The organism is Ruegeria sp. AP11, assembly GCF_056535865.1.
Window position 1 is genome coordinate 2160924 of sequence record NZ_JBQFJB010000001.1, and the last position, 25420, is coordinate 2186343.

Annotated in this window: 26 protein-coding genes; 20 read left to right on the forward strand and 6 right to left on the reverse strand. The window is 59.6% G+C overall.

The window, feature by feature from the left end; translation table 11 throughout:
- The first annotated feature begins 10 nt into the window (after positions 1-10).
- A complete protein-coding gene (locus ACR3E4_RS10985) occupies positions 11-481 on the forward strand; it encodes an N-acetyltransferase family protein (protein ID WP_480534218.1) in 471 nt (156 codons plus the stop codon).
- A 12-nt stretch (positions 482-493) separates the two neighbouring features.
- On the opposite strand, the gene ACR3E4_RS10990 is transcribed toward ACR3E4_RS10985, so the two are convergent.
- On the reverse strand, positions 494-1327 hold the full coding sequence (locus ACR3E4_RS10990; RefSeq protein WP_480534216.1) for a prephenate dehydratase: 834 nt from the start codon (positions 1325-1327) through the stop codon (positions 494-496).
- A gap of 121 nt (positions 1328-1448) precedes the next feature.
- Here ACR3E4_RS10990 and ACR3E4_RS10995 point away from each other — a divergent pair, with 121 nt between their 5' ends.
- The 6 genes from ACR3E4_RS10995 (at position 1449) to ACR3E4_RS11020 (ending at position 8147) form a co-directional block, all read left to right on the forward strand.
- Positions 1449-1958 carry a c-type cytochrome gene (locus ACR3E4_RS10995; RefSeq protein ID WP_480534214.1) on the forward strand — a complete coding sequence of 170 codons (510 nt, stop codon included), beginning with the start codon at positions 1449-1451 and terminating at the stop codon, positions 1956-1958.
- A gap of 175 nt (positions 1959-2133) precedes the next feature.
- Positions 2134-4044, forward strand: coding sequence for an extracellular solute-binding protein (locus ACR3E4_RS11000; protein ID WP_480534212.1), 1911 nt, complete (start codon positions 2134-2136; stop codon positions 4042-4044).
- 1 nt (position 4045) lies between these two features.
- On the forward strand, positions 4046-5140 hold the full coding sequence (locus ACR3E4_RS11005; RefSeq protein ID WP_480534210.1) for a microcin C ABC transporter permease YejB: 1095 nt from the start codon (positions 4046-4048) through the stop codon (positions 5138-5140).
- Positions 5141-6247 carry an ABC transporter permease gene (locus ACR3E4_RS11010; protein ID WP_480534208.1) on the forward strand — a complete coding sequence of 369 codons (1107 nt, stop codon included), beginning with the start codon at positions 5141-5143 and terminating at the stop codon, positions 6245-6247.
- Positions 6244-6561, forward strand: coding sequence for a hypothetical protein (locus tag ACR3E4_RS11015; protein ID WP_480534206.1), 318 nt, complete (start codon positions 6244-6246; stop codon positions 6559-6561). Before ACR3E4_RS11010 ends, ACR3E4_RS11015 begins: the two co-directional genes overlap by 4 nt.
- Positions 6558-8147 carry an ABC transporter ATP-binding protein gene (locus ACR3E4_RS11020; RefSeq protein ID WP_480534204.1) on the forward strand — a complete coding sequence of 530 codons (1590 nt, stop codon included), beginning with the start codon at positions 6558-6560 and terminating at the stop codon, positions 8145-8147. The genes ACR3E4_RS11015 and ACR3E4_RS11020 overlap by 4 nt, the downstream gene beginning before the upstream one ends.
- A gap of 257 nt (positions 8148-8404) precedes the next feature.
- Here the strand turns inward: ACR3E4_RS11020 and ACR3E4_RS11025 are convergent, their stop codons facing one another.
- The gene (locus ACR3E4_RS11025; protein WP_480534202.1) at positions 8405-10333 is read right to left on the reverse strand and encodes an elongation factor G; all 1929 of its coding nucleotides are present in this window, start codon (positions 10331-10333) and stop codon (positions 8405-8407) included.
- A 215-nt stretch (positions 10334-10548) separates the two neighbouring features.
- On the reverse strand, positions 10549-11904 hold the full coding sequence (gene hemN / locus ACR3E4_RS11030; RefSeq protein ID WP_480534200.1) for an oxygen-independent coproporphyrinogen III oxidase: 1356 nt from the start codon (positions 11902-11904) through the stop codon (positions 10549-10551).
- 61 nt (positions 11905-11965) lie between these two features.
- Between hemN and fnrL the strand changes: the two genes are divergently transcribed.
- Both fnrL and ACR3E4_RS11040 read left to right on the forward strand, forming a co-directional pair.
- Positions 11966-12709: a transcriptional regulator FnrL gene (fnrL, locus tag ACR3E4_RS11035; protein ID WP_480534198.1), complete on the forward strand. Its 744-nt coding sequence runs from the start codon at positions 11966-11968 to the stop codon at positions 12707-12709.
- 45 nt (positions 12710-12754) lie between these two features.
- Positions 12755-13009: a GlsB/YeaQ/YmgE family stress response membrane protein gene (locus tag ACR3E4_RS11040; RefSeq protein ID WP_480534196.1), complete on the forward strand. Its 255-nt coding sequence runs from the start codon at positions 12755-12757 to the stop codon at positions 13007-13009.
- Positions 13010-13062: 53 nt separating this feature from the next.
- Here ACR3E4_RS11040 and ACR3E4_RS11045 read toward each other — a convergent pair whose 3' ends face one another.
- Positions 13063-13902, reverse strand: a complete 840-nt coding sequence (locus ACR3E4_RS11045; RefSeq protein WP_480534194.1) for a universal stress protein — start codon at positions 13900-13902, stop codon at positions 13063-13065.
- 196 nt (positions 13903-14098) lie between these two features.
- On the opposite strand from ACR3E4_RS11045, the gene ccoN reads away from it, so the two are divergent.
- Genes ccoN through ccoP form a run of 4 tightly spaced genes read left to right on the forward strand, consistent with a single transcriptional unit; the run spans position 14099 to position 17505 of the window.
- Complete coding sequence (ccoN, locus tag ACR3E4_RS11050) at positions 14099-15706, forward strand: cytochrome-c oxidase, cbb3-type subunit I (RefSeq protein ID WP_480534192.1); 1608 nt, start codon at positions 14099-14101, stop codon at positions 15704-15706.
- A 14-nt stretch (positions 15707-15720) separates the two neighbouring features.
- The gene (gene ccoO, locus ACR3E4_RS11055; RefSeq protein WP_480534190.1) at positions 15721-16449 is read left to right on the forward strand and encodes a cytochrome-c oxidase, cbb3-type subunit II; all 729 of its coding nucleotides are present in this window, start codon (positions 15721-15723) and stop codon (positions 16447-16449) included.
- A gap of 10 nt (positions 16450-16459) precedes the next feature.
- Positions 16460-16645 (forward strand): cbb3-type cytochrome c oxidase subunit 3, encoded by a 186-nt coding sequence (locus ACR3E4_RS11060; RefSeq protein WP_480534188.1) that lies wholly within the window; start codon positions 16460-16462, stop codon positions 16643-16645.
- Positions 16642-17505 (forward strand): cytochrome-c oxidase, cbb3-type subunit III, encoded by an 864-nt coding sequence (gene ccoP / locus ACR3E4_RS11065; protein WP_480534186.1) that lies wholly within the window; start codon positions 16642-16644, stop codon positions 17503-17505. The genes ACR3E4_RS11060 and ccoP overlap by 4 nt, the downstream gene beginning before the upstream one ends.
- 152 nt (positions 17506-17657) lie before the next feature.
- Here the strand turns inward: ccoP and ACR3E4_RS11070 are convergent, their stop codons facing one another.
- The gene (locus ACR3E4_RS11070) at positions 17658-17816 is read right to left on the reverse strand and encodes a hypothetical protein (RefSeq protein WP_480534184.1); all 159 of its coding nucleotides are present in this window, start codon (positions 17814-17816) and stop codon (positions 17658-17660) included.
- Positions 17817-17916: 100 nt separating this feature from the next.
- Here ACR3E4_RS11070 and ACR3E4_RS11075 point away from each other — a divergent pair, with 100 nt between their 5' ends.
- The 7 genes from ACR3E4_RS11075 to nusG all read left to right on the forward strand — a co-directional run bounded on the left by ACR3E4_RS11075 (position 17917) and on the right by nusG (position 24132).
- Entirely contained in the window at positions 17917-18795 is an 879-nt protein-coding gene (locus ACR3E4_RS11075; protein WP_480534182.1) for a LysR family transcriptional regulator, read from the forward strand.
- A 111-nt stretch (positions 18796-18906) separates the two neighbouring features.
- The gene (gene ccoG, locus ACR3E4_RS11080; RefSeq protein WP_480534180.1) at positions 18907-20334 is read left to right on the forward strand and encodes a cytochrome c oxidase accessory protein CcoG; all 1428 of its coding nucleotides are present in this window, start codon (positions 18907-18909) and stop codon (positions 20332-20334) included.
- A gap of 2 nt (positions 20335-20336) precedes the next feature.
- On the forward strand, positions 20337-20795 hold the full coding sequence (locus tag ACR3E4_RS11085; RefSeq protein ID WP_480534178.1) for a FixH family protein: 459 nt from the start codon (positions 20337-20339) through the stop codon (positions 20793-20795).
- Between the two features lie 4 nt (positions 20796-20799).
- Positions 20800-22977, forward strand: a complete 2178-nt coding sequence (locus ACR3E4_RS11090; RefSeq protein WP_480534176.1) for a heavy metal translocating P-type ATPase — start codon at positions 20800-20802, stop codon at positions 22975-22977.
- 4 nt (positions 22978-22981) lie between these two features.
- Entirely contained in the window at positions 22982-23140 is a 159-nt protein-coding gene (gene ccoS / locus ACR3E4_RS11095; protein WP_170335604.1) for a cbb3-type cytochrome oxidase assembly protein CcoS, read from the forward strand.
- A 66-nt stretch (positions 23141-23206) separates the two neighbouring features.
- Complete coding sequence (gene secE, locus ACR3E4_RS11100; protein ID WP_171124314.1) at positions 23207-23404, forward strand: preprotein translocase subunit SecE; 198 nt, start codon at positions 23207-23209, stop codon at positions 23402-23404.
- 194 nt (positions 23405-23598) lie between these two features.
- Positions 23599-24132, forward strand: coding sequence for a transcription termination/antitermination protein NusG (gene nusG / locus ACR3E4_RS11105; RefSeq protein WP_480534174.1), 534 nt, complete (start codon positions 23599-23601; stop codon positions 24130-24132).
- 47 nt (positions 24133-24179) lie between these two features.
- Here nusG and ACR3E4_RS11110 read toward each other — a convergent pair whose 3' ends face one another.
- The gene (locus ACR3E4_RS11110) at positions 24180-25364 is read right to left on the reverse strand and encodes an adenylate/guanylate cyclase domain-containing protein (protein WP_480534172.1); all 1185 of its coding nucleotides are present in this window, start codon (positions 25362-25364) and stop codon (positions 24180-24182) included.
- Positions 25365-25420: the final 56 nt, after the last annotated feature.

Sequence of the window (25420 nt, forward strand, 5' to 3'; positions counted from 1 at the left end):
GAGCAACTGGATGGATCAGGTGACCGTCAGAGAGGCCCGGGACAAAGACGCTGTCGGTGTGGCGACTGTCCTGCAGGCGCTGGTCGATGCAGGCAAGCGCACCAGACCGAGCGATTCCGATTTCGCGTTATCCCACTATATCAATGCGTCGCACCGAATCAGCTGCTCGGTAGCAATTGGGTCGAATGACGAGGTTTTAGGTTTTCAATCGCTCAAACTCGCTACTGATGGAAACCCTTACGGCGTTGCGACGGGCTGGGGGATTATCGGAACGCATATCAATCCCGCCGCCGCGCGGCGCGGCATTGGCAGATCCTTGTTCATGATCACACTGACCGCCGCGCGCGCCCATGGTGTGCCAGCCATCGATGCCACGATCGGCGGCAACAACACCGAAGGTCTGGCGTATTATGAGGCAATGGGGTTTTGCGAATACAGGCGCATCAAGGGCGCAATCTGCAAGGCCTACAGATTGTCTTAAGGGCTAGCGCCCTTACCCGCGCGGTTGCGCTGCCGGATAAACGCCCAGCAGTTCGACATTGGTCGTGAAATGTTCCAACTCGTCCATCGCAAGCTGTACGTTCCGGTCGTCGGGGTGACCGACGATATCGGCATAGAACTGCGTTGCAGTGAACGAGCCGTCGACCATATAGCTTTCCAGCTTGGTCATGTTGACGCCGTTGGTGGCAAATCCGCCCATCGCCTTGTAGAGCGCGGCGGGAATGTTGCGGACCTGGAACATGAAGCTGGTGATCATGCCATGGTCACCCCGGCGCGACATATCCGTCTCGCGCGACATCACCAGAAACCGTGTGGTGTTGTCGCCGTGATCTTCGATATGGCGGGCCAGAACGTTCAGCCCGTAAATCTCACCCGCCAGTTCGCTGGCCAGCGCGGCCGAGTGAATTTCGCCCGCCTCGGCCACCTCGCGCGCGGCTCGGGCGTTATCGGGGCTGACGCGGCCCCGGATGTTGTGTTGTTTCAGAAACCCGGCGCATTGGGGCAGCAGAACCAGATGCGAATGCGCCTCGGTGATGTCGCCGAGCGTTGCCCCCGGGACCCCAAGCAGATTGATATGCACCCGCACAAAGGCCTCATCGATAATGTGCAATCCGCTGTGCGGCAGCAGACGATGGATATCCGCAACCCGGCCATAGGTGGTGTTTTCAACCGGCAGCATGGCCAGATCGGCCTCGCCCGAGCGCACTGATTCGATCACATCCTCGAAAGTCCGGCAGGGCAGGGCGTCCATATCCGGGCGCGCGTTGCGGCAGGCTTCGTGGCTGTAGGCGCCGGGTTCTCCCTGAAATGCAATACGATTGGTCATTTGGTCGTTTCCGTGCAACAAGTTCTTGAATTGGGCGTTTAGTCGCGGTGTCTATACCTTGCCTCTTCTCAGGGGAAGCCTTAGACACCCCGCAGACAGCTGAAATGGACTCGCGATCAAAATGTTCGACACGATGACAGTTACCAAGGCCGCAGCCGGCCTGTTTGGCACCTTTCTTGTGCTTCTTCTGGCAAAATGGGGGGCGGATGTCCTCTATAGCTCTGACAGCCATTCTGCCGAGGCTTCCTATATTATCGAAACCGAAAGCTCGGGTGAAAGCGCTGACGGTGAAGAGGTTGTGTTCGAAGATATGCTGGCCGCAGCCGATCCGGAAAAAGGCGCCAAAGTGTTCCGCAAGTGCACCGCTTGCCACAAGCTGGAAGATGGCGCGAACAGCACTGGTCCGTATCTTTATGGTATCGTGGACCGCCCTGTGGCCGCGGCCAGTGGCTTCACCGGCTATTCCCCCGCGATGCAGGCCCATGGCGGCAACTGGACGCCCGAAGCGCTGGATGCCTTCCTGACCAAGCCCAGCAGCTATATTTCGGGCACTTCGATGAGCTTTGCTGGCCTGAAAAAGCCGCAGGACCGTGCCGATGTGATTGCCTATCTGCAGACAATCGGCAACTGATCGGCTGATCAGAATTGCAGGTTTCAAAGCCGCTGCCCTGTGCAGCGGCTTTATTTTTTGTCTGAGAAGAACTTCACAAAGCGTTCACGCATTCTAAACTTGCAACAGTAAGCATTGGTCATTTAGCTGGCCTGCACGACATTGAAGACGATAAATGACCCAGAGGAAGAGCACCATGAAATCCCTTCTGACCGCATTGCGCCCGTCCGAGTTTCAGTCCTGGGCAGCGGCGCTGGGGATTTCGGCGGCAATCCTGGTATCTGGCGGCAATGCGGCTTTGGCTGCCGAAGAAGGCGTCACACGCAGCCATGGCTATTCCTATTTCGGCAATCTGGATTATCCGGCCGATTACCCGCATCTGAACTATGTGAATCCCGATGCACCGAAGGGCGGGGAGTTGTCGTTGGCCGGGTCGGGAACGTTCGATTCGCTGAACCCATACTCGCGAAAAGGTCGGCCGGGGGCGCTGACCACCCTGCAATATGACTCGCTGATCGAGTCGACCGCAGACAGTGTTGGCCAGTATTACGGTGTTCTGGCGGAAAGCATGGAATATGATGAGGGCCGCAATTACGTGATCTTTCACATGCGCCCAGAGGCGAAATTCTGGGATGGTACGCCCGTAACCGCCGAGGATGTTGTGTTCAGTCACCGGCTGTTCATTGAACAGGGTCTTCCGTCATATGCGCAAGCGGTCGGTCGCATGGTTACCGGGGCCGAGGCGCTGGATGATCACACCGTCAAATTCACCTTCAGTCCGGATGTAACGCGGCGTGGCCTGATCGAAACTGTCGGATCGACAACGGTGTTTTCCAAGGCATGGTTTGAGGCGGATGAAAGCCGCCGTCTGGATGAACCCCGGCTTGAGGTTGCTGTTGGGTCCGGCCCCTACAAGCTGGACAGCTACGATATCAACCGCCGCATCGTCTACAAGCGGCGGGATGATTATTGGGGCAAGGATCTGCCCTTCAACCGGGGTCGAAATAACTATGACACCATCCGGGTTGAGTATTTCGCCGACCAGACCGCCGCCTTCGAAGGTTTCAAGGCAGGCGAATACACCATGCGGATCGAAAACGACCCCAAGCTCTGGGCCTCGGGCTATGATTTCCCGAAGTTGAGCGAAGGATCGGTTGTGCGGGATGAAATCGCGGATGGCAGCCCGCCGACTCCGTCGGGGTTCGTGTTCAATCTGGGTAAGCCGCAATTTGCCGACAAGAATGTGCGCAAGGCAATTGCGTTGGCGTTCAACTTTGAATGGGCCAATGAATCTCTGATGTTTGGTCTGAACACTCCGCGCAGTTCATTTGTGCAGGGTACGCATATTGAAGCTCAGGAAGCGCCAGAGGGTCAGGAGCGTGCGTTTCTGGAAGCCCTGGGCGATGTTGTTCCCGCCGAGGTCATGACCGAACCCGCTCTGCTGGTTCACGAATCCAACCCGGCCCGTCTGAATGACCGCCGCAATCTGCGCAAAGCCTCGAAACTGCTGGATGAGGCCGGCTGGCCCGTGGGTGACGGCAATCTGCGTCGCAACGCCGAAGGCCAGACGCTCAAGGTCAACATCCCGTATGCGTCCAGCATTCCGACATCGACCGCAACGATGATCGAGACTTTTGTGCAGAACCTGCAATCCATCGGTGTGGATGCCTCGGCGGAAAAGGTGGACCCATCTCAGTTTACCCTGCGTCGGCGCGAGCGCGATTACGACATGGTGTATTCGACCCGTTACGGTTCTTTCCTGTCCACGGGTGGCGGGCTTAGTCAGATGTATGGTTCGAAAGAGGCAGCGTTCAGTCTGTTCAACCCGGCTGGTCTTGCCAGCCCGCTGGTAGATGCGGTGATCGAGGCATCATTTGATACCACAAATCAGGCCGAACAGGATGCGGCCCTTATGGCGCTGGACCGTGTGCTGCGCTATGAGTTCTTCATCATCCCTGATGGGTACGTCGCGGATTATTGGACAGCTTACTACGACATGTATGAATACCCGGAAAATCTGCCTCCGTTCAATTTGGGCCATCTCGACCTGTGGTGGGTCAACCCCGAGAAAGAGGCGGCGCTGAAGGCGAAAGGCGCGCTGCGGTAACATGGGCGCCTATATTTTAAGACGCCTGTTGCTGGTCATTCCGACCCTGCTGGGCATCATGATCGTCAATTTCACGCTGGTGCAGTTCGTGCCCGGTGGGCCGATTGAGCAGATCATCGCGCAGATCGAAGGTCAGGGCGACGTCTTTGCAGGCTTTGCCGGTGGCGGCGATGCTGGTGCAGGGGCCGAGCCTGCAGGCGGAGGTTTTGACGACAAATATGTCGGTGCCCGAGGCCTGCCGCCCGAGTTCATCGCCGAGCTCGAGAAGGAATTCGGCTTCGACAAACCGCCGCTCGAACGCTTTCTCGGCATGATGGGCAATTACCTGACACTGGATTTTGGCGAGAGCTATTTTCGCTCGATCAGCGTGATCGATCTGGTGGTGGAAAAGATGCCGGTGTCGATTTCGCTTGGTTTGTGGTCGACGCTGATCGCCTATCTGGTTTCGATCCCGCTGGGTATTCGCAAGGCGATCAAAGACGGGTCAACCTTCGATACATGGACCAGCGGAACCATCATCGTGGCCTATGCCATCCCCGGTTTCCTGTTCGCCATTCTGCTGCTTGTGCTGTTCGCCGGTGGCTCGTACTGGCAGATATTCCCGCTGCGCGGGCTGACCTCGGATAACTGGGACAGCCTCAGCCTGTTCGGTAAGATCACCGATTATTTCTGGCATATCGCGTTGCCGATCATCGCGCTGACAATCTCGGCCTTTGCGACGCTGACGCTGCTGACCAAGAACTCGTTTCTGGATGAGATCAAAAAGCAATACGTCATGACCGCCCGCGCCAAGGGCCTGAGCGAGGGCAAGGTCCTCTATGGCCATGTCTTCCGCAACGCGATGCTGATCGTGATCGCGGGCTTTCCGGCGGTGTTCATCGGGGTGTTCTTTGGCGGCTCGATCATCATCGAGACGATTTTCTCGCTGGATGGTTTGGGTCGATTGGGGTTCGAGGCCGCCGTGGCGCGCGACTATCCGGTGATCTTCGGCACGCTGTTCATCTTCGGTTTGATGGGGCTGGTCGTCGGAATCATCAGTGACCTGATGTATGTGCTGGTCGACCCGCGCATCGATTTCGAAAAGCGGGAGGGGTAAATGGCACTTTCTCCCCTCAACCAGCGCCGCTGGCGCAATTTCCGCCGCAACGGGCGGGCCTTCTGGTCGCTGATCATTTTCTCGATCCTGTTTGGCCTGTCGCTGTTTGCCGAGTTCATCGCCAATGACAAACCGATCCTGCTGAAATACCGGGGCGAATTCTATACACCGGTCTTCAACTTCTATGCCGAGACCGAATTCGGCGGCGATTTCCAGACCGAGGCGATCTATCGCGACCCTGAGGTTATGTGCCTGATCGACAGCGGGGGTCTGGATCAGTGTTTTGACGACCCCGAAGGGATTATTGACGAGATCAAGGCCGGCACATTCGAGGCCGAAGGCTTTGAACGCGGCTGGGCTATCTGGCCCCTGATCCCCTATTCCTTCAACACCAGCGTGGATCGTCCGGGCGCGGCACCGCTGCCGCCAAACGGCCAGAACCTGCTGGGCACGGATGACACCAAGCGCGATGTACTGGCCCGCGTGATCTATGGCTTCCGCCTGTCGATCCTGTTCACCTTGCTGGTGACCGGAGTGGCCAGTCTGATCGGGATTTTCGCCGGGGCCATTCAGGGCTTTTTCGGGGGCTGGCTGGACCTGATCTTCCAGCGCATCATCGAGATATGGTCGGCGACGCCGTCGCTATACGTCATCATCATCATGTTTGCGATTCTCGGGCGAAGTTTCTGGCTGCTGGTGATCCTGATGATCCTGTTCAGCTGGACCGGATTGGTGGGCGTTGTGCGCGCGGAATTCCTGCGCGCGCGCAATCTGGAATATGTCCGCGCCGCCCGCGCGCTGGGCGTGGGTAACATGACCATCATGTTCCGCCACATGCTGCCCAACGCGATGGTGGCCACGCTGACCTTCATGCCCTTCATCGTCACCGGTACCATTGGCGGACTGGCGTCGCTGGACTTTCTGGGCTTTGGTCTGCCATCCTCGGCCCCGTCTCTGGGCGAGCTGACCTTGCAGGCGAAACAGAATCTGCAGGCCCCGTGGCTGGCCTTCACCGCCTTCTTCACCTTTGCCATCATGCTGTCGCTGCTGGTCTTCATCTTCGAAGGCGTGCGCGATGCGTTTGATCCCAGAAAGACCTTCTCATGACTGCCGAGGCAGGACATGGCGTGGTTGTGCAGATCGTCCGCTACGCGGCGATTCCGGCGCTGCTGTACATCGCCTGCATGCTAAGCTGGATCGGATGGGAGTTTATTCGAACCCATCCGCAGGGCGCCTTCCGGGTCGAAGTATTCAGTCTGGTGTTCTTCGTTCTGTTCGGTCCGGGCACATTTTCACTGATCGCCAGTGCCATCGCCTATGCGGTCAATCGGACCTTCCCGATATATCTGCAGGTGACAGCGCTGATAAGCGCAGTTTGGGTCGGCTATATCTACGCCGCTTTGGAAGAGATCAGGATATGACAACGAAATCGTCCCTTTTGACTGTGCAGGATTTGCGCGTGGCCTTTCGGCAGGACGGGCGGGTTTCTGCTGCGGTGAAAGGCGTGTCGTTTGCGGTGAACAGAGGCGAGACGGTGGCGCTGGTGGGCGAATCCGGGTCAGGAAAATCCGTCACCGCGCTCAGCACCGTGTCGCTGCTGGGGGACAGCGCGATTGTCGAGGGCTCGGTCACATATGACGGGCAAGAGATGATCGGCGCGTCCGAAGACAGGTTGATGGATGTGCGCGGCAACGACATCAGCTTCATCTTTCAGGAGCCGATGACCTCGCTCAACCCGCTGCACACGATCCAGAAACAGATGGCGGAATCGCTGGCGCTGCATCAGGGGGTGTCGGGCAGCGACGCGCGGGACCGGATTGTGGAACTGTTGACCAAGGTCGGCATCCGCGACCCGCAGGATCGGCTGGACAGCTATCCGCACCAGCTTTCGGGCGGGCAGCGTCAACGTGTGATGATCGCCATGGCACTGGCCAACAAGCCGGACATTCTGATCGCGGACGAACCTACGACGGCGCTGGACGTGACCATTCAAGCACAGATTCTGGAACTGCTGGCCGAGCTGCAGAAATCCGAGAATATGGGGATGCTGTTCATCACCCATGACCTAGGTATCGTTCGCCGCATCGCCGACCGGGTCTGTGTGATGAAAGACGGGGAAATTGTCGAAACCGGGGTAACCACCGAGATTTTCGACAATCCGCGGCACCCCTATACGCAAAAATTGCTGGCCGCAGAACCCTCGGGCCACCCTGATCCGGTTGCAGTGGACGCTGAAGAGGTGGCGCGCACCGATCACCTCAAGGTCTGGTTCCCGATCCAGCGCGGGTTTCTTAAGCGGACCGTCGGCCATGTGAAGGCCGTCAACGACGCGACGCTCAGCGTCCGCGCCGGGGAAACGTTGGGGATTGTTGGTGAAAGCGGCTCGGGCAAGACCACGCTTGCGCTGGCCATCATGCGGTTGATCGCGTCCGAGGGCGGGATCACTTTCCGCGATCAGGATGTGCGCCGCTGGTCAACGCGTGAACTGCGCCGATTGCGCAAGGACATGCAGATCGTGTTTCAGGACCCGTTCGGCAGCCTCAGCCCGCGGATGACATGCATGCAGATCATCGCTGAGGGGTTGGCGATCCATAAGATCGACCCCCACCGCGCCCCGCGTGATCTGGTAGCCGAAGTGATGACCGAGGTCGGATTGGACCCCGCCGCGATGGATCGCTACCCGCACGAATTCTCGGGTGGTCAGCGCCAGCGTATCGCCATCGCCCGCGCCATGGTATTGCGGCCCAAGCTGCTGGTTCTGGACGAGCCGACAAGTGCGCTGGACATGACCGTGCAGGTGCAGATTGTCGATCTGCTGCGCGACCTGCAGCGGAAATACGGGTTGGCCTATCTTTTCATCAGCCACGACCTGAAGGTCGTGCGCGCGATGTCCCACAACGTGATTGTCATGCGCAACGGCGATGTGGTCGAAATGGGTGCCGCCGAAGACTTGTTCGAGAACGCCCAAACCGATTACACCCGTGAACTGATTGCGGCGGCGGGGTAGCGTGAAAGAGCAAGGAAATGACTACGTGGGAAAGGCATTCTTCGTTGGCGTCTCTTGCATGATTGCCTTCATGAGCGAAGAATTCTGGGTGTCCTTAAAAGCTCAAGTTGCTCTCTGTATCGCTATCTTTTTGGTGTTGTTTGCGAAACCCCTTTGGGATTGGCTCAAAACAAAGCTTTAGATATGCAAAGATGGAGGCGAAGACACTGCTAGCGCCTTCGATCCTCCCAAACTCCTTCTGCAACCCACGATTTTGCTTAGGCGTTGGCCTTCTCACGGTCGGCTGACTTCGGAACGGGGCCACGCAGTTCTTCATAATGGTCGAATTGCAGTTTGACCCAACCGGTGCCGCGGGTGGCGCTGGCGAGCGTCCGGTGCAGTTCGTCCTGAGCCACCGCGGGAAGTTGGGCGTTGAAAATCTCCCAGCCCGACGCGTTCGGGTTGCCCTCAAATCCCAGCACCTGACCCTGTAGCGAGCTGATCGTCGGCACCAGATCGCCGACAAAGGTTGACGGCAGATGAATCTCGGCGTTCAGGATCGGTTGCAGGACGACCGGCTTCGCCTCGGGCAGCGCCTCGCGCACGGCGTTCTTGCCGGCGGTGCGGAAGGCATAATCGGAACTGTCGACGTTATGGTGTTTCCCATCGCTGAGGGTCACTTTGACGTCCACGACAGGGAAACCTTCAGGCCCTTCGACCAATGCGTCTTTGGCGCCATGTTCCACCGAAGGGATATAGTTGCGAGGCACCGCACCGCCTTTGACCACCTCTTCGAACTGGAAGCCTGAGCCGCGCGGCAGCGGAGCGATGGATATCACCACATCGGCAAACTGCCCCGCACCGCCAGATTGCTTGCGGTGGCGATGGCGATGATCGACCTTGGTGCGGATGGTTTCACGATAGGCGGTTCCGGCGGCCTCGGCCTCGATCTCGATACCGAAATCTTCGGCCAGCTTGGCGCTTACGCGCCGCATATGCTGCGGACCTTGCGAGCCCAGAATGGAATGACCGCTCAACTCGTCCTGTTCCAGATGCAGGCCGGGATCGATTTCGACCAGACGAGACAGCGCGTTTGACAGACGCACATCATCGCGCTCATGCGCAGGCGAAACGACTTGTCGATGCGCGGCGGGATGTGAAGAGGCCCATTCCGGCAGCGGCGTTGCCGCCGCGCTGTCATAGATGAAACCGGGATTGAGATGGTCGGATTTCACGGCCAGACCGATCTGTCCGGCTTCGAGCGCACCGATCTGGGTCTTGGCGTCCAGCGTGGTCAGGTTCCCGACGGTTTCGCCCCCCAGAGCTTCGTGCGCTTTCACCCCGTCGCCCAAACCGCGCAACACGGTGATCTTGCCGATATGCTTTTTCACATCGGCAAAGCCTGCGATGGCACGTGCGTTTTCTTCGGCCTCATCCCGGTCCGCCGCGATGTTGAATTCCGGCGCCTCATGCCGCAGCGCTTTCATCAACCGGGTCAGACCATTGCCATGGCTGGCCGCGCCCAGACAGGCGGGGATCAGCTGGTGGTTCTGCAAGACCTGCGCAGCCAGTTCATAGACCTCTTCGCTTGGGGGCTGTTTGTCTTCGATCAGTTGCTCCAGAAGGTTATCGTCGAAATCCGACAGGGTCTCCAGCAGTTCGGTGCGCGCTTCCTGTTCGCGGTCTTCCACCGATTGCGGCAGCTCGATCAGGGCCGAGGGCTGGCCTTCCTGATACTTCCAGGCGCGTTCCGAGATCAGATCGACGGCACCGATGATACTGTCGCCGTCGCGGATCGGCACCTGACGCAAGGCGATGTGATGGGTGCAATAGGTCTGCAGCGCGGCAACGATGTCGCGGATGCGGCCATTGGGGCTGTCCATACGGTTGATAAACAGGAAACAGGGAATGCCTGCCTCTTCAACCAACCTCAGATACGGGGCGCATAGCACGGCGGCGTCCGGGTCGGGCGGTACCACGACCACGGCCGCGTCCGAGATGGCCATGGCCGGGCCGACATAGGCCAATGAATCGCCGCCGCCGTCCACGTCCACCGCACACCATGGCTCGTCCAAGTAAGAAAAACCGTGCAGATGCACGGTTCCGGCAATATCGAATGTGGTGGGCCGCCCGTCGAGGCGGCTGATCGCTTCGACCAAGGTGGATTTGCCCGATTGGCTGGGGCCGAGGACGGTGAAAACGCGCATGGGTGCTGTCCCTCTTTCAGTTGCAACTTGGCTGCACGAAAAGGGCTGTCCGACGCGAATGCGTCGGTACGGGTCTGTCTGGTACTCGGCCTGCCTCAGGCGGCGGAGAGATGCGGCTCTCCACCCTTCAAGTGTGGAGAAAACCAGAGGCGGGCGTCAAGCCCCTCATGCAGGTTCGAAAGGAACCGGTCAGGCGACCGACCGGCCCAAAAGCGTCAAATCGCCGAGCTGTGGCCTGCCTTGCTCAGGTCATAGGCGTCAAAGTTCCGGGCAATCATGCGGGTCAGTGCGCGGGCTTCCGGGGGAATGAACAGCCCTTTATCGGTGATCTGCAGAAGATTTTCGAACGCGGCGTTGGTCGACTGGTACATCTGCTGCAACTCGCGGGCCGAGATGTCGTGATCGCGCAGAATTTCCGCCGTGTCGATCTGGAAATCGCACATCAGCGCTTCGATCAGGCGTGAACGCAGCACGTCCTGCCCCTTGAACAGATGCCCGCGCGCCGTCGAAAACTGTCCGTTGCGGATGGCCTTGGTATGGGCCGACGTGGCCGAGGCGTTCTGGGCGTAACCTTGCGGGAAGCGCGAGATCGAACTGGCCCCGACGCCAACCAGAACATCCGCCTGATCGTCGGTATAGCCCTGGAAGTTGCGCTTGAGCCGCCCGGCGTTCAGCGCCTTTGTCAGGCCATCATCCTGCGTCGCGAAATGGTCAATGCCGATCTCAGCGTATTTGTCCCACAGGAACAGGCGGCGGGCGGTCTCGAACAGTTCCAGACGTTGTTCCGGCGTGGGCAGCGCGTCCGATGGGATCAGTTGTTGCCGCTTGGCCATCCACGGAACATGCGCATAACCATAAAGCGCTACGCGGTCCGGCGACAGCGACAGCAGCTTCTGCACGCTTTCCGTCATTCGCGCCTTGGTCTGATGCGGCAGACCATAAAGGATATCGGCGTTCAGGCTGGTGATGCCACGTGCGCGGATCATGTCCACCGCATTGCGGGTGACGTCATAGCCCTGAATGCGCCCGATGGTTTTCTGAATTTCGTCATCGAAATCCTGCACCCCGATCGAGGCACGGTTCATGCCGGATTCGGCCAGCGCGTCCAGCCGCGCCTCGTCGATCTCATTGGGGTCGATTTCGACCGAGAACTCGGCGTCCGGACCCAAAGGAACCACTTCCAGGATTCGCGACGCCAGATCGCGCATCAGATCGGGGTTCAGCAGGGTCGGTGTGCCACCGCCCCAATGCAGGCGGGACAGAGTCACACCCTGAGGCAGGCGCGCGGCCAGCAGGTCAAGCTCGGCCTTTAGCACATCCACATAGGCGATGACCGGGTTGTCGGTCTGGGTGCCTTGCGTGCGGCAGGCGCAGAACCAGCAGAGCCTGCGGCAGAACGGGACGTGGATATATAGAGAGATGGAGCTGCCGGGCGCGATGCCGGAAATCCAGTCTGCGTACAGGTCGGGGCCCACATCATTGTTGAAATGGGGGGCGGTCGGATAGCTTGTATAACGCGGTACCTTCGCGTCAAAAAGTCCAAGCCGCGCCAATTGAGCTTTGATTGTCATGGCGCTAGAGCTATAACAGGGATTGCTTCGATACTTTGACTGAGATCAAGTGGGCGCGCGGATGAATGTAAAAGCTTTTGTTGAGCATGGGAACTGTCAGGACTGCCCGATCCGTCATCGGGCGGTGTGTGCTCATTGCGAAAAAGACGAGCTCGAAGAGCTTGAAAGCATTAAATATTACCGCAGCTTTGAAGCTGGCCAAAATATCATCTGGTCCGGCGACCCGATGAATTTTGTGGGCTCCGTCGTGTCCGGGATCGCTTCGCTGACGCAAACGATGGAAGATGGCCGCACGCAGATGGTGGGCCTGTTGCTGCCCAGCGATTTCGTTGGCCGTCCGGGCCGTGATTCTGCACCTTACGACGTGGTCGCGACCACCGATCTGGTCATGTGCTGTTTCCGCAAGAAGCCGTTCGAAGAGATGATGACGACCACGCCGCACATCGCGCAGCGATTGCTTGAGATGACGCTGGACGAGCTGGACGCGGCGCGCGAATGGATGCTTGTTCTCGGACGCAAGACCGCGCGCGAGAAGATCGCCAGCCTGTTGTCGATCATCGCCCGGCGGGATGCGTCGATCCACCAATCCGGCATGGCGGGACAAATTGTATTCGACCTGCCGCTGACGCGTGAGGCGATGGCGGATTATTTGGGCCTGACGCTGGAAACGGTAAGCCGTCAGATGTCGGCGCTGAAAAAGGACCGGGTGATCGAGCTGGAGGCCAAACGTCACGTCACCATCCCGGATATGGGCCGCCTGATGGAAGAGGCCGGCGACGACACGGATGGTGGATTTCTGGTCTGACGCCGCACCCTGTCGGCGCGACCCCCACAAAATCAGGAGCAAGCCATGGTATTCAGCAGTGTGTTGGCGATGTTGGTCATCGGTGCGATAGCCGGGTGGTTGTCCGGCAAGATCATGGAAGGGCGCGGCTTTGGCCTGATCGGCAATATTGTCGTCGGAGTCGTCGGCGCATTCCTGGCGGGCACGATCTTTCCTGCGCTGGGCTTTGGGGTTGGCGGGGGCCTGTTTTCTTCGATTTTCTTTGCCACCGTGGGCGCGGTGATATTGCTGTTCCTGATCGGTTTGGTCCGAAAGGCCTGAACATCAGAAGTCGCCCCACGTCAGGGCGACTTCTGATAAGGCCTCAATGTGTCTCAGTGCGCCAGAAACACCGGAATCTCCGACTGCTCGAGCATATTGCGCGTGGCACCGCCCAGAATGGCTTCGCGGAACCGGGAATGCCCATAGGCGCCCATCACGATCATGTCCGCATCGGTGTCCGCCGCGTGGCGGTTCAGAATGTCCGAGACGCGGGTCATGGTTTTGCTCAGCACGTCAATTTCGCATTTCACACCGTGCCGGGCGAGCATCTGCGACAGCATTCCGCCGGGGTCGGAGCGGTCGGGCCCGTGACGCGGCGGATCGATGACCACGATTCGCGCCAGCTCGGCCTGTTTGAGGAAGGGCATGGCACAACGGATCGCGCGCATCGCCTCGATGCTTTCGTTCCAGCCGATCATGACGGTACCGGGTCGCCTGACCGGTTCGGCGTTGTCCGGCACCAGAAGAACCGGAGCGTGGCCTTCGAACATGGCGGCCTCGACGATCGGTTCGGCTTCGGCGTCGCGGTCCTTGCCATAGGGCCGGGGCAATACAACCAGATCCGAGAATCGCGCCCGGCGCGCAACGTGGCGCCCGATATCGGCGATCTGGGCCACACCATTCTCGGCTGACCAGCGGATGCCGGATTTGCCCAGGTAATCCTCGGCGCAGGCCAGAACCTCTTCGGCCTCGGCATTGGCGCGGCTCAGGGTTTCCTGCAGAATCAACGCATTAGCCCCGGCGTAGTAATATCCAGTCTGACTGCGGTCGACGCCCAGGCACAGGGCCTCGCCATGTGCGTCCTGCACCTCGGCCAGCGCCACCATCTGTGCCAGAGCTGACTGAGACAGCCTGGTTTCGGTCATGACCGTCAGTAGGGATTTATATGCCATGTCGCCCTCATGATTTCAGCGCGGCCTTGCGCAGCGCGCCCGTCGGTTTCCTGACAAAAAACCTGTCACATTAAACACAGGCTTGTCTTGATGCAGATCAAAGCGTCATAAGCGCCCTCGCTGCATTACAGCATGCAGTCAAAAAGGGTTTCGTGTGGCATAAAGAATCGCACGAGGCATGGCAAAGGGACGCAATATGTCAAATTACATCAAGCTGATCGTGCTTGGGCTGGTCGTGGTGTTCGCCGCGATCGGGTCCAATTATGCACGGGACTTGGCGTATCAGGTGCACGCAATTCTGGTGATGATTATCGCCGCTGGGTTGTTCATCTGGACGCTTCGAAACACCGATGAGCCAGGTATTCTTGTAGATCGCTCAGCAGAATACATGGATGACGTGATCCGCTATGGCGTGATCGCAACTGCCTTTTGGGGTGTGGTCGGGTTCCTGGCGGGGACCTTTATTGCGTTCCAGCTGGCCTTTCCGGGGCTGAACTTCGAATGGGCGCAGGGCTATGCCAACTTCGGCCGCCTGCGGCCGCTGCACACTTCGGCGGTGATCTTCGCCTTTGGCGGCAACGCGCTGATCGCAACCTCGTTCTATGTCGTGCAACGCACCAGCGCCGCGCGCCTGTGGGGTGGCAATCTGGCGTGGTTCGTTTTCTGGGGCTATCAGCTGTTCATCGTTCTGGCCGCCACCGGCTATCTGCTGGGCGGTACCCAGTCGAAGGAATATGCCGAGCCGGAATGGTATGTCGACCTGTGGCTGACCGTCGTCTGGGTGGCTTATCTGGCCGTTTATCTGGGCACGATCATCAAACGGAAAGAGCCCCACATCTACGTGGCCAACTGGTTCTATCTGGCCTTCATCGTTACCGTCGCCATGCTGCACCTGGTCAACAACATGACCGTGCCCGTCAGCATCTGGGGTTCGAAATCGGTCATCGTCTGGTCGGGTGTTCAGGATGCCATGATCCAGTGGTGGTATGGCCACAACGCTGTGGGCTTCTTCCTGACCGCGGGCTTCCTGGGCATGATGTACTACTTCATTCCGAAACAGGCCGAGCGTCCGGTATTCAGCTACAAGCTGTCGATCATCCACTTCTGGGCACTGATCTTCCTGTATATCTGGGCTGGTCCGCACCACCTGCACTATACCGCGCTGCCTGACTGGGCCTCGACGCTGGGCATGGTGTTCTCGGTGATCCTGTGGATGCCGTCCTGGGGTGGTATGATCAACGGTCTGATGACCCTGTCCGGTGCATGGGACAAGCTGCGCACCGACCCGGTGATCCGGATGATGGTGATCTCGGTCGGCTTCTACGGCATGTCTACCTTCGAAGGCCCGATGATGTCGATCCGCGCGGTGAACTCGCTGAGCCACTACACCGACTGGACCATTGGCCACGTGCACTCGGGCGCGCTGGGCTGGAACGGCATGATCACCTTTGGTGCGCTGTACTTCCTTGTGCCTGTCCTGTGGAAGCGTGAGCGTCTGTATTCGCTGCAGATGGTCAGCTGGCACTTCTGGCTCGCCACCATCGGCATCGTGCTCTACGCCGCGTCGATGTGGGTGACCGGCATTATGGAAGGCCTGATGTGGCGTGAAGTGGATGCCAACGGCTTCCTGGTGAACTCGTTCGCCGACACCGTGGCTGCCAAGTTCCCGATGTATGTGGTGCGTGGTCTGGGTGGGGTTATGTTCCTCGCTGGTTCGCTGATCATGTGCTACAACCTGTGGATGACTGTGCGGAAAGCGCCGGCCAAAGAGGCCAGCCTGACCGTTGCGGTCCCGGCTGAATAAGGAGGGCCGGAGCAATGGCAATTCTCGACAAACACAAGATCCTCGAGACCAACGCGACCCTCCTGCTGATCTTCAGCTTTCTGGTCGTGACCATCGGTGGCATCGTACAGATCGCACCCCTGTTCTATCTTGAGAACACCATCGAGAAGGTGGAGGGCATGCGGCCCTACACCCCTCTCGAACTGGCGGGGCGCGAGGTTTATCTGCGTGAAGGCTGCTATGTCTGCCACAGCCAGATGATCCGCCCGATGCGGGACGAGGTCGAACGCTACGGCCACTATTCGCTGGCTGCTGAATCGATGTATGACCATCCGTTCCAGTGGGGGTCCAAGCGCACCGGGCCTGATCTGGCCCGTGTCGGTGGCCGTTATTCGGACCAGTGGCATGTGGATCACATGCGCGATCCGCAATCTGTGGTGCCGGAATCGGTGATGCCGAAATATGGCTTCCTCGAAGACACCAAACTGGACGGCAAGTATATCGGCGACATCATGGCGGCAAACGCGCTCGTCGGCACGCCTTACACCGAGGAGATGCTGGAAAACTCAGTGGCGGATTTCCGTGCTCAGGCCGACCCCGACAGCGACTATGACGGGCTGCTGGAACGCTATGGCGACAAGGTCAACGTGCGGAACTTCGATGGTCAGTCCGACCTGACCGAGATGGACGCGCTGGTCGCTTATCTGCAGATGCTGGGCACTTTGGTCGATTTCTCGACCTTCACGCCTGATGCAAGCCGCTAAGGAGGGTGTGATGGAAGAGTACACAATCCTCAGACAGTTTGCGGACAGCTGGATGTTGCTTCTGTTGTTCGCCTTCTTCCTGGGCATCGTGATCTGGGTATTCCGCCCCGGTGCCAGCAAGGAATACAAGGACACCGCCAACATCCCATTCCGGCATGAAGACAAACCCGCCACATCCAAGGAGGCGCGGCCATGAGCAAGACACCTGAAAAACAGCCGGGTGATCCGAATACAACGGGTCACAGCTGGGACGGTATCGAAGAGTTTGACAACCCGATGCCGCGCTGGTGGCTGTGGACTTTCTATGCCACCATCCTATGGGGTGTGATCTACACGGTCATGTATCCCGCGTGGCCTCTGGTTCAATCGGCAACCGCCGGTGTGCTGGGCTGGTCCTCACGCGAGCTGGTGCAACAGGATATGGTTGCGTTCGAAGAAGCAAACGCACCGTGGAATGCCAAGCTGGTCGAAACCCCGCTGGAAGAGATCTCGGCCGATGCAGAGCTGCAGCAATACGCCGTGAACGCAGGCGGTGCCGTATTCCGGACCTGGTGCGCACAGTGCCACGGCTCGGGTGCGCAGGGTGCACCAGGTTTCCCGAACCTGCTGGACGACGCATGGCTGTGGGGCGGATCGCTTGAGGACATCGAGACCACCGTCGCCTATGGCATCCGGAACGAAGAAAGCGACGATGCGCGCTATTCCGAGATGCCGGCCTTTGGTGAAATCCTCGAACATGACGAGATCACTCAGGTGGTGCAGTATGTCATGTCCCTGACCAACGCCCAGACCGATGATGCTGCGGCCCAGGCAGGCAAGGTTGTCTTCGAAGACAATTGTGCGGCTTGCCACGGCGAAGACGGCACGGGCGATGTCTTCCAGGGTGCGCCGAACCTGACCGACGCGATCTGGCTCTATGGTGGCAGCGAAGAGGCCCTGACCGAGACGGTCACCAACAGCCGCTTCGGCGTGATGCCATCGTGGGAAAACCGCCTGACCGATGCGCAGATCCGCGCTGTAACTGCCTATGTCCACCAATTGGGTGGCGGTCAGTAAGGGTTAAAAGAACACCTCCGGGCGGTCACCCGCCCGAAGGCTGAGGCACCGGCTGTTCCATCTGTTCGCGCGTTTCCAGAACAGCCGGTGCCGACTTTCCAAACAATAGAGTTTGGCGTTGCCGGGGTCCAGAACCGGCAGAACCATATGGTTCAAAGATCGTCCAGATCTGCCGCGCGCGGATGTTCTCTCCACCAGTGATGTTCGGGCAACCAGCGCGATTTGCGGCGGTTCGGTTTAGGTGCGTCGCGAATATGTGGTGCGTTGATCCGCGTCACGGTCATGAACGATCGGGCAAAGACGGTCAGCATGGTGTTGCTCCTGTGCGAGGATGTTTCTGTTAAAAAGATTGACCTTTGAGGCGCAAAATGCGACTCAATAACCGTTTCAATATGTAAGTTGGAGTTACATATGGATTGGCTCAATCTACCGCCGTTGGCCGCGCTCAGAGCCTTTGCTGCCTTTGCTGAGAAGCGAAATGTTGTTGATGCCGGTGCCGCGCTCAATGTCAGTCACGCTGCCATCAGTCAGCAATTGCGCGCGCTGGAAAAGCACTTGGGCGTTGCGCTGCTGGACCGTTCGGGCAAGGCGTTGACCCTGACCGGTGACGGAGAGCACCTGGCCCGTGCCCTGCATCTGGGCTTTGGCGCGATCGCGGCGGCGGTGGGTGATCTGGCCCGCTCGGGGCAAGACCGCCCGGTTCATGTCTCGCTGACCTCATCCTTTGCCGCGTCCTGGCTGATGCCGCGCCTGCCGGGCTTTCGTGCCGCGCACCCCGAGGTCAACCTGATCCTGGACCCGACCTTCGAGGTGGTCGACCTGCGCCCGGGCGGGGTGGATGTGGCCATCCGATATGGCGCCGGTGGCTGGCCGGGGGTAGATTGCCAGATGTTGTTGCAGACACCGATGGTCATTGTAGCCTCGCCCACGCTCTTGGGCGGCAAAGTAGACTGGTCCCCGCAAGAGCTTGCGCAGTTACCCTGGCTCGAGGAAATCGGCACTACTGAGGCGACGAAATGGCTGACCGAGCGCGGTGTCGGACCCGAACGCGGCGCGGGGCGCACGCAGCTGCCGGGCAATCTTCTGCTGGATGGCCTGAGGTCGGGGCAGGGGGTCACGGTCACCGTGCGACAATTCGTCGAAGCCGATATCGCAGCGGGCCGCATCGTCGAGCTTTTCGCCGAACCTGATACGCGTGGATATCATATTGTGACACAAAAATCAGCACTTAGGCCATCCGTGAAGACATTCATCAACTGGCTGAAACGCGAAGCGCGCAGCGCGCGGTAACAAGAACGAGAAAAGATGTCTGTACGATGCGCGTTTTGACCCATGTCAAAGTCTCTCGCACCGTGTTCTGGAACAAGGCATACTCAGAAAAGCCAGTTGCGGAGCCAGCCTGTGAGCGATTCCAACCCCACCCCCAGTCTCTATGCCGCCAGAGAGCCGATTTTCCCGAGAAGGGTGTCCGGCCCGTTCCGCAATCTGAAGTGGATCATCATGGCGGTGACGCTGGGCATCTACTATGTCACGCCGTGGATCAGATGGGATCGTGGGCCAAGCCTTCCGGATCAGGCGGTGCTGCTGGATCTGGCCAACCGGCGGTTCTATTTCTTCTGGATCGAAATCTGGCCGCACGAGTTCTATTTCGTCGCCGGATTGTTGATCATGGCCGGGCTGGGGCTGTTCCTGTTCACCTCGGCGCTGGGCCGGGTCTGGTGCGGCTATGCCTGCCCGCAGACCGTGTGGACTGATCTTTACATTCTGGTCGAACGCTGGATCGAGGGGGATCGCAACGCCCGTCTGCGCCTGCACCGGCAGAAAAAGCTGGATTTCCGCAAGGCGCGCCTGCGGCTGACCAAATGGGTGGTCTGGTTTCTGATCGGCCTCGCCACCGGCGGGGCCTGGGTGTTCTATTTCGCCGATGCGCCGACACTGGCCCGCGATCTGGTGACCGGCAATGCGCATCCGGTGGCCTACACCACCATGCTGATTCTCACCGCCACCACCTTTTTCTTCGGCGGCTTTGCCCGCGAACAGATCTGTATCTACGCCTGCCCGTGGCCCCGTATTCAGGCAGCGATGATGGACGAGGATACTCTGGTCGTCGGCTACCGCGAATGGCGGGGTGAGCCTCGCGGCAAAGGGAAACGAACTGCGGATTCCGAACTGGGCGACTGCATCGACTGTATGGCCTGCGTGAATGTCTGCCCGGTCGGCATCGACATCCGCGATGGGCAGCAGCTGGAGTGCATCACCTGTGCGCTGTGTATCGACGCCTGTGACGACATGATGGCCAAGATCGGCAAACCGCGCGGCCTGATCGATTATATGGCGCTGAGTGATGAGGCGAATGAACGTTCAGGAAAACCGCCCAAAAACGTCTGGAAGCACATCTTGCGACCGCGCACGATCCTTTATACGGCGCTGTGGTCTCTGGTCGGGTTTGCACTGCTGTTCGCTTTGTTCATCCGCTCGGATATCGACCTGACGGTCGCGCCGGTGCGGAACCCGACTTTTGTCACCCTTTCGGATGGCACGATCCGCAACACCTATGACGTGCGCCTGCGCAACAAGCACGGTGAAGAGCGGCCCTTTATATTGACGCTGGCAGGTGATCCGTCGTTGCAGATCGAAATTGAGGGCATTGAAGGTGATACTGTCAATGTCGCTGCGGATACGGCACAATTGACGCGGGTCTACATCACGGCTGCGAAGGACACCGGCCCGGCCGCTATGAACAGCACATCGGTCCGCATCTGGGTGGAAGAACTTGAAAGCGGCGAGCGGGCGTATAAAGACACCACGTTCAACGGACGAGGAAACTGAGCATGGCAGAGCGAAAATTCACCGGCAAACACGCATTGGCGGTGTTCGTCGCAGCCTTTGGCGTGATCATCACGGTGAATCTGATATTGGCCTATAGTGCGGTGAAAACTTTCCCGGGGCTTGAGGTCAAGAACTCCTACGTCGCCAGTCAGGAGTTCAATGAACGCCTGCAAGAGCAACAGGCGCTGGGATGGGAGATCAAGGCCGAGGTGACCGGCGGTCTGCTGGTGCTGCTTATTATCGATCCGACCGGCGCACCCGTTGAAGTAGCCGAATTGCAGGCGGTGGTTGGCCGCGCGACCCATGTGAAAGACGATTTCTCGCCGGATTTCACCTTTGATGGTCTGGCCTATGCGGCCCCTGCGGCCTTGGGCAAGGGGAACTGGAACATCCGGCTGGTCGCCAAGGCCAAGGACGGGGCCGAGTTTGCGCAGCGCGTGCCGCTGTATGTGAAAGGGTGACCCGGTGACCGTGCACGCCCCCACCGGCACGGCGGCCTGCCCGGGATGCCTCGCAACCCCGGCCGAGCCCGCGCGCGCGGCACCCAAAGACGCGCAGATTGCGCTGTCGCTGCCGGGGATTCACTGCTCGGCCTGTATCGCCACGGTCGAGCGGGAACTGAACGCCCATCCCGGCGTCGAAGACGCGCGGGTCAATCTGACCCTCAAACGCGCGATGATCAAAGCCGATCCGGGCATTCGTGCCGCCGATCTGATCCCGGTGCTGGAACGTGCGGGCTATGAGGCGCATGAGCTTGACCCCGGTGCCTTGTCGGCCACACAATCGGACAAGGCTGGGCGGGACCTGCTGATGCGGCTGGCTGTGGCCGGGTTTGCCTCGATGAACGTGATGCTGTTGTCTGTCTCGGTCTGGTCCGGGGCGACGGATGCGACGCGGGACATGTTCCACTGGATATCCGCGGCGATAGCGCTGCCCGCAATTGCCTTTTCGGCCCAGCCTTTCTTTGCCAACGCCTGGAGCGCCCTGCGGGTGCGTTGCCTGAACATGGATGTGCCGATCGTGCTGGCCATCCTGCTGGCGCTGGCCACCTCGCTGTGGGAAACCGCGCTCAGCGGCAAGCATGCCTATTTCGACGCCGCGCTGACGCTGACGTTCTTTTTGCTGGCCGGGCGGTATCTGGACTACCGCACCCGCGCCGTTGCCCGCTCTGCGGCTGAGGAACTGACTGCGCTTGAGGTGCCCCGCGCCACCCGTCTGGTCGATGGTGTTGAGGAGGAGATCGCGGTTTCGGCCCTGAATGTCGGCGACCTTATCCTAGTCCGCCCCGGTGGCCGGATGCCGGTGGACGGAGAGATCGTTTCGGGCCAATCCGAACTCGACCGCTCTCTACTGACCGGGGAAACCCTCCCCGTGTTCGCACAGGAGGGGCTGGCCGTCAGCGCCGGTGAGGTCAACCTGACCGGGCCCCTGACCATCCGCGCGACGGCGGTGGGAGAGGATACCTCGTTGCACCGCATGGCCGATCTGGTGGCCATCGCCGAGTCGGGCCGGTCGCGATACACATCGCTGGCCGACAAGGCGGCCAAGCTGTACGCGCCGGGGGTGCACATCCTGTCGGCGCTCAGCTTTCTGGGCTGGTATATCTATTCCGGCGATGTCCGCACGGCGCTGAACATCGCGGCAGCGGTTCTGATCATCACCTGCCCCTGTGCGCTGGGTCTGGCGGTTCCGGCTGTGACCACGGCGGCCTCGGGGCGGTTGTTCCGCAGCGGGATGCTGATCAAACACGCCACAGCGTTGGAGCGTCTGGCAGAGGTCGATACGGTTGTGTTTGACAAAACCGGCACGCTGACCTCGGGCACGCCCGAGTTGACCAATCTGGGCGACCATTCCCGCGCCGATCTGGAAGTGGCGCTGGCGCTGGCCGAGGCGTCATCGCACCCTCTGTCGCTTGCCCTTGCCAAAGCAGCGCGCGAAGCTGGCATCAAGCCCGCCACCCTGCGCGATGTGGTCGAAGTGCCGGGCTATGGCACCGAAGGTCTTTACCGCGATCAACGCGTCCGGCTGGGCCGCGCCGCCTGGGTCGGTGGCGAGGATGGGGCGCAGACCTCGGCTTGGCTGGCCATCGGATCGCACCAGCCCCTGCGCTTTACTTTCACGGACAGCTTGCGCGCAGGCGCGGCCGAGGCCGTTGCCGCCTTCCGCAAGTCCGGCAAAGAGGTCCTTCTGATCTCGGGCGATACCGAGGGTGCTGTTGAGGCGCTGGCAGGCAAACTGGGCATTGAAAGCTGGATCGCGCAAGCCCTGCCCGAGGACAAAGCCGCCAAAGTGCAAGCGTTGAGCGATCAGGGTCACCGTGTTCTGATGGTCGGCGACGGGTTGAACGATACGGCAGCTCTGGCGGCAGCGCATGTCTCGATCTCTCCGGCTTCGGCGCTGGATGCGGCGCGGGTGGCGTCGGATATCGTGCTGCTGGGCAATGACCTGTCACCAATCTCGGATGCCTGCGATACGGCCATCAAGGCGACCAAACGGATTCGCGAGAACTTCCGCATCGCCACCGTCTACAATGTGATCGCGGTGCCTCTGGCCGTTGTGGGCCTCGCGACACCCTTGATCGCGGCGCTGGCGATGTCGACCTCGTCGATCACCGTGTCCCTGAACGCATTGCGGCTGAGGTAACACGATGGAAGTTCTGGCCTATCTCATTCCGATTTCACTGCTTTTGGGCGGCGTCGGACTGGTGGCGTTCATCTATACGGTCCGGTCCAACCAGTATGACGACCCCGAGGGCGATGCGCGCCGCATCCTGAGTGACGAATGGGACGACAAGCCCAAGCCCTGACCGCCCTTGAAATTGCCGCAATGCCCGGTTATGTCCGGCCCATCCGCTAGCAGAGAGATACGCCTCATGGCCACCACAAACCCGATCCAGTTCATTCAGCAGGTCCGTGCCGAAGTTGCAAAGGTCGTCTGGCCCACCCGGCGCGAAGTTCTGCTGACCACGGTCATGGTGTTCATCATGGCGGCGCTGACGGCTGTGTTCTTTGCGCTGGTCGATCTGGGCATTCGCGGCGGCTTGCAACTGATCCTGGGCGCCTTCGGCTAAGCCGGTTGGGCAGGCGGAAACGCCACTGCCCCCTTGCACAGCTTGCGATGTCAGAGTAGGTGACATGACTATTCGGAATGGGCGTGCGGCGAATCGGGCTGCGCGCCGCTTTTTATTCCGGGTGACGCAATTGAATTTCAACGCGGGGCGCACGCTCAGCCGCCGCCCCAAAGGCAAACAAGGACGACAGGTTCATGGCGAAACGGTGGTACTCGGTCAGCGTTCTTTCGAATTTCGAAAAGAAGATCGCAGAGCAGATCCGCACGTCGGTGGCTGAACAGGGCCTTGAGGACGATATCGACGAGGTTCTGGTGCCCACCGAAGAGGTGATCGAAGTGCGCCGGGGCAAGAAGGTCACAACCGAGCGCCGCTTTATGCCCGGTTACGTTCTGGTGCATATGGAAATGTCGGATCAGGGCTATCACCTGATCAACTCGATCAACCGGGTCACCGGCTTTCTGGGCCCGCAGGGCCGCCCGATGCCTATGCGCGACGCCGAGGTGAACCAGATCCTCAACCGCGTTCAGGAAGGTGAAGAAGCGCCGAAGCTGATGATCAGCTTCGAGATCGGCGAAAAGGTCAAGGTCAACGACGGCCCGTTCGAGGATTTCGACGGCATGGTCGAAGGCGTGGACGACGAGAACCAGAAACTGAAGGTTTCGGTCTCGATCTTCGGTCGCGAAACTCCGGTCGAACTGGACTTCACGCAGGTGACCAAGCAAAGCTGATCGGTTCCTTTAGAACCATCGGATGGGGTGCCTTACGGGCACCCTTTTTACGTTTGGGGTGTGCTCAACTGCCAAACGGTCTGATCTTCGCCGAACCCCTTGAGTGACACAGTTCCGACCGGTTCGCAGAGTTCCGGCAGAAACGCTGCAGCGGTTTCGGACAGGACGTGGTCACATTCCAGGTCCGTGGCCGCCGATACCAGCCTTGCCGTCAGATTGACATCCGGGCCGATGGCGGTGAAATCCAGCCGGTCCCCGCCTCCGATATTGCCATAGTGGAAGCGACCATGATGAATTGCAGTGCGCACGCCCAGTTTGTGGGAGAAGTCGGCCTCGCTCAGCGATTTCAGGCCCTCGCGCACCGCTGCGATGGCGGCTTCGATCTGTACGTTGGGCGGAAGGTCCGCGCTGGTTGGGAAGATGGCAAAAAAGCCGTCGCCCATGAATTTCAGAATCTCTCCGCCGTGATCCATGACCGAAGGGACAAGGCAATCAAAACTGTCATTCAGCAGCCGGACCAACGCATCACCGGATACTGAATTTGAAAGGCGGGTAAATCCCTTGAGATCCGCAAACAGGATGACCGCTTCGATTTTGCTGCCATCACCGCGATGCACCTTCCCCTCCAGAATATGTGCGCCACTGTTATGGCCTACATAGGTCGACAACAGATTGGTCGCGTCGAGCCGCAGCATATACGCCTCGGTCAGGCGTGCGAGCGGGCCGCGAACCCGGTTCAGAATCTCCAGATCCCGCTTTGAAAACCCGCCGGGCGCGGCGCTTGACCAGGTGCAGACATGGGTATCGCCGTTGATATAGATCAGCGGTTGCGCCAGATAGTCGGTGAACCCCTGTTCGCGCAATTCGCCTACGATGATGTAATCCTCGGGGCAGTTGGGGTCTTCCAGATGGCGGCGGATGGTTTGCTGACGCTCGATCACGTGCGGAAGCGGATTTTCGGTATAGATCGCCTCGGAAAACAGTTGTGACGGCGCGTCGACCCTGTCGACGCCTGCGCCTGCTTTCCACAGGAAACGCCGTCCTGTCAGATTGGGGTGCAACGTCCAGATGAACAAACCGAACCGGTCGATGGCGACACCGGCATCCAGCAGGCGCGTACATATACCTTCTATGATATCGACCGCATTTGCTGCCGGGCGGGCGCCATCAACCATCCACTCGATCAGAGCGTCGATCTTGTCCTGTTCCTGGTTCGGTTCCGGTGATTGCATAGCACATTCGCGATACATTGTCGGGTCGGTTGAAGCTGTGGCTGCACCAGAGCGGG

Coding starts and splice junctions, on each gene's coding strand:
- ACR3E4_RS10985 (WP_480534218.1), top strand. CDS start 11: ATGGATCAGGTGACCGTCAGAGAGGCCCGGGACAAAGACGCTGTCGGT.
- ACR3E4_RS10990 (WP_480534216.1), bottom strand. CDS start 1,327: ATGACCAATCGTATTGCATTTCAGGGAGAACCCGGCGCCTACAGCCAC.
- ACR3E4_RS10995 (WP_480534214.1), top strand. CDS start 1,449: ATGTTCGACACGATGACAGTTACCAAGGCCGCAGCCGGCCTGTTTGGC.
- ACR3E4_RS11000 (WP_480534212.1), top strand. CDS start 2,134: ATGAAATCCCTTCTGACCGCATTGCGCCCGTCCGAGTTTCAGTCCTGG.
- ACR3E4_RS11005 (WP_480534210.1), top strand. CDS start 4,046: ATGGGCGCCTATATTTTAAGACGCCTGTTGCTGGTCATTCCGACCCTG.
- ACR3E4_RS11010 (WP_480534208.1), top strand. CDS start 5,141: ATGGCACTTTCTCCCCTCAACCAGCGCCGCTGGCGCAATTTCCGCCGC.
- ACR3E4_RS11015 (WP_480534206.1), top strand. CDS start 6,244: ATGACTGCCGAGGCAGGACATGGCGTGGTTGTGCAGATCGTCCGCTAC.
- ACR3E4_RS11020 (WP_480534204.1), top strand. CDS start 6,558: ATGACAACGAAATCGTCCCTTTTGACTGTGCAGGATTTGCGCGTGGCC.
- ACR3E4_RS11025 (WP_480534202.1), bottom strand. CDS start 10,333: ATGCGCGTTTTCACCGTCCTCGGCCCCAGCCAATCGGGCAAATCCACC.
- hemN (WP_480534200.1), bottom strand. CDS start 11,904: ATGACAATCAAAGCTCAATTGGCGCGGCTTGGACTTTTTGACGCGAAG.
- fnrL (WP_480534198.1), top strand. CDS start 11,966: ATGAATGTAAAAGCTTTTGTTGAGCATGGGAACTGTCAGGACTGCCCG.
- ACR3E4_RS11040 (WP_480534196.1), top strand. CDS start 12,755: ATGGTATTCAGCAGTGTGTTGGCGATGTTGGTCATCGGTGCGATAGCC.
- ACR3E4_RS11045 (WP_480534194.1), bottom strand. CDS start 13,902: ATGGCATATAAATCCCTACTGACGGTCATGACCGAAACCAGGCTGTCT.
- ccoN (WP_480534192.1), top strand. CDS start 14,099: ATGTCAAATTACATCAAGCTGATCGTGCTTGGGCTGGTCGTGGTGTTC.
- ccoO (WP_480534190.1), top strand. CDS start 15,721: ATGGCAATTCTCGACAAACACAAGATCCTCGAGACCAACGCGACCCTC.
- ACR3E4_RS11060 (WP_480534188.1), top strand. CDS start 16,460: ATGGAAGAGTACACAATCCTCAGACAGTTTGCGGACAGCTGGATGTTG.
- ccoP (WP_480534186.1), top strand. CDS start 16,642: ATGAGCAAGACACCTGAAAAACAGCCGGGTGATCCGAATACAACGGGT.
- ACR3E4_RS11070 (WP_480534184.1), bottom strand. CDS start 17,816: ATGCTGACCGTCTTTGCCCGATCGTTCATGACCGTGACGCGGATCAAC.
- ACR3E4_RS11075 (WP_480534182.1), top strand. CDS start 17,917: ATGGATTGGCTCAATCTACCGCCGTTGGCCGCGCTCAGAGCCTTTGCT.
- ACR3E4_RS11085 (WP_480534178.1), top strand. CDS start 20,337: ATGGCAGAGCGAAAATTCACCGGCAAACACGCATTGGCGGTGTTCGTC.
- ccoS (WP_170335604.1), top strand. CDS start 22,982: ATGGAAGTTCTGGCCTATCTCATTCCGATTTCACTGCTTTTGGGCGGC.
- secE (WP_171124314.1), top strand. CDS start 23,207: ATGGCCACCACAAACCCGATCCAGTTCATTCAGCAGGTCCGTGCCGAA.
- nusG (WP_480534174.1), top strand. CDS start 23,599: ATGGCGAAACGGTGGTACTCGGTCAGCGTTCTTTCGAATTTCGAAAAG.
- ACR3E4_RS11110 (WP_480534172.1), bottom strand. CDS start 25,364: ATGCAATCACCGGAACCGAACCAGGAACAGGACAAGATCGACGCTCTG.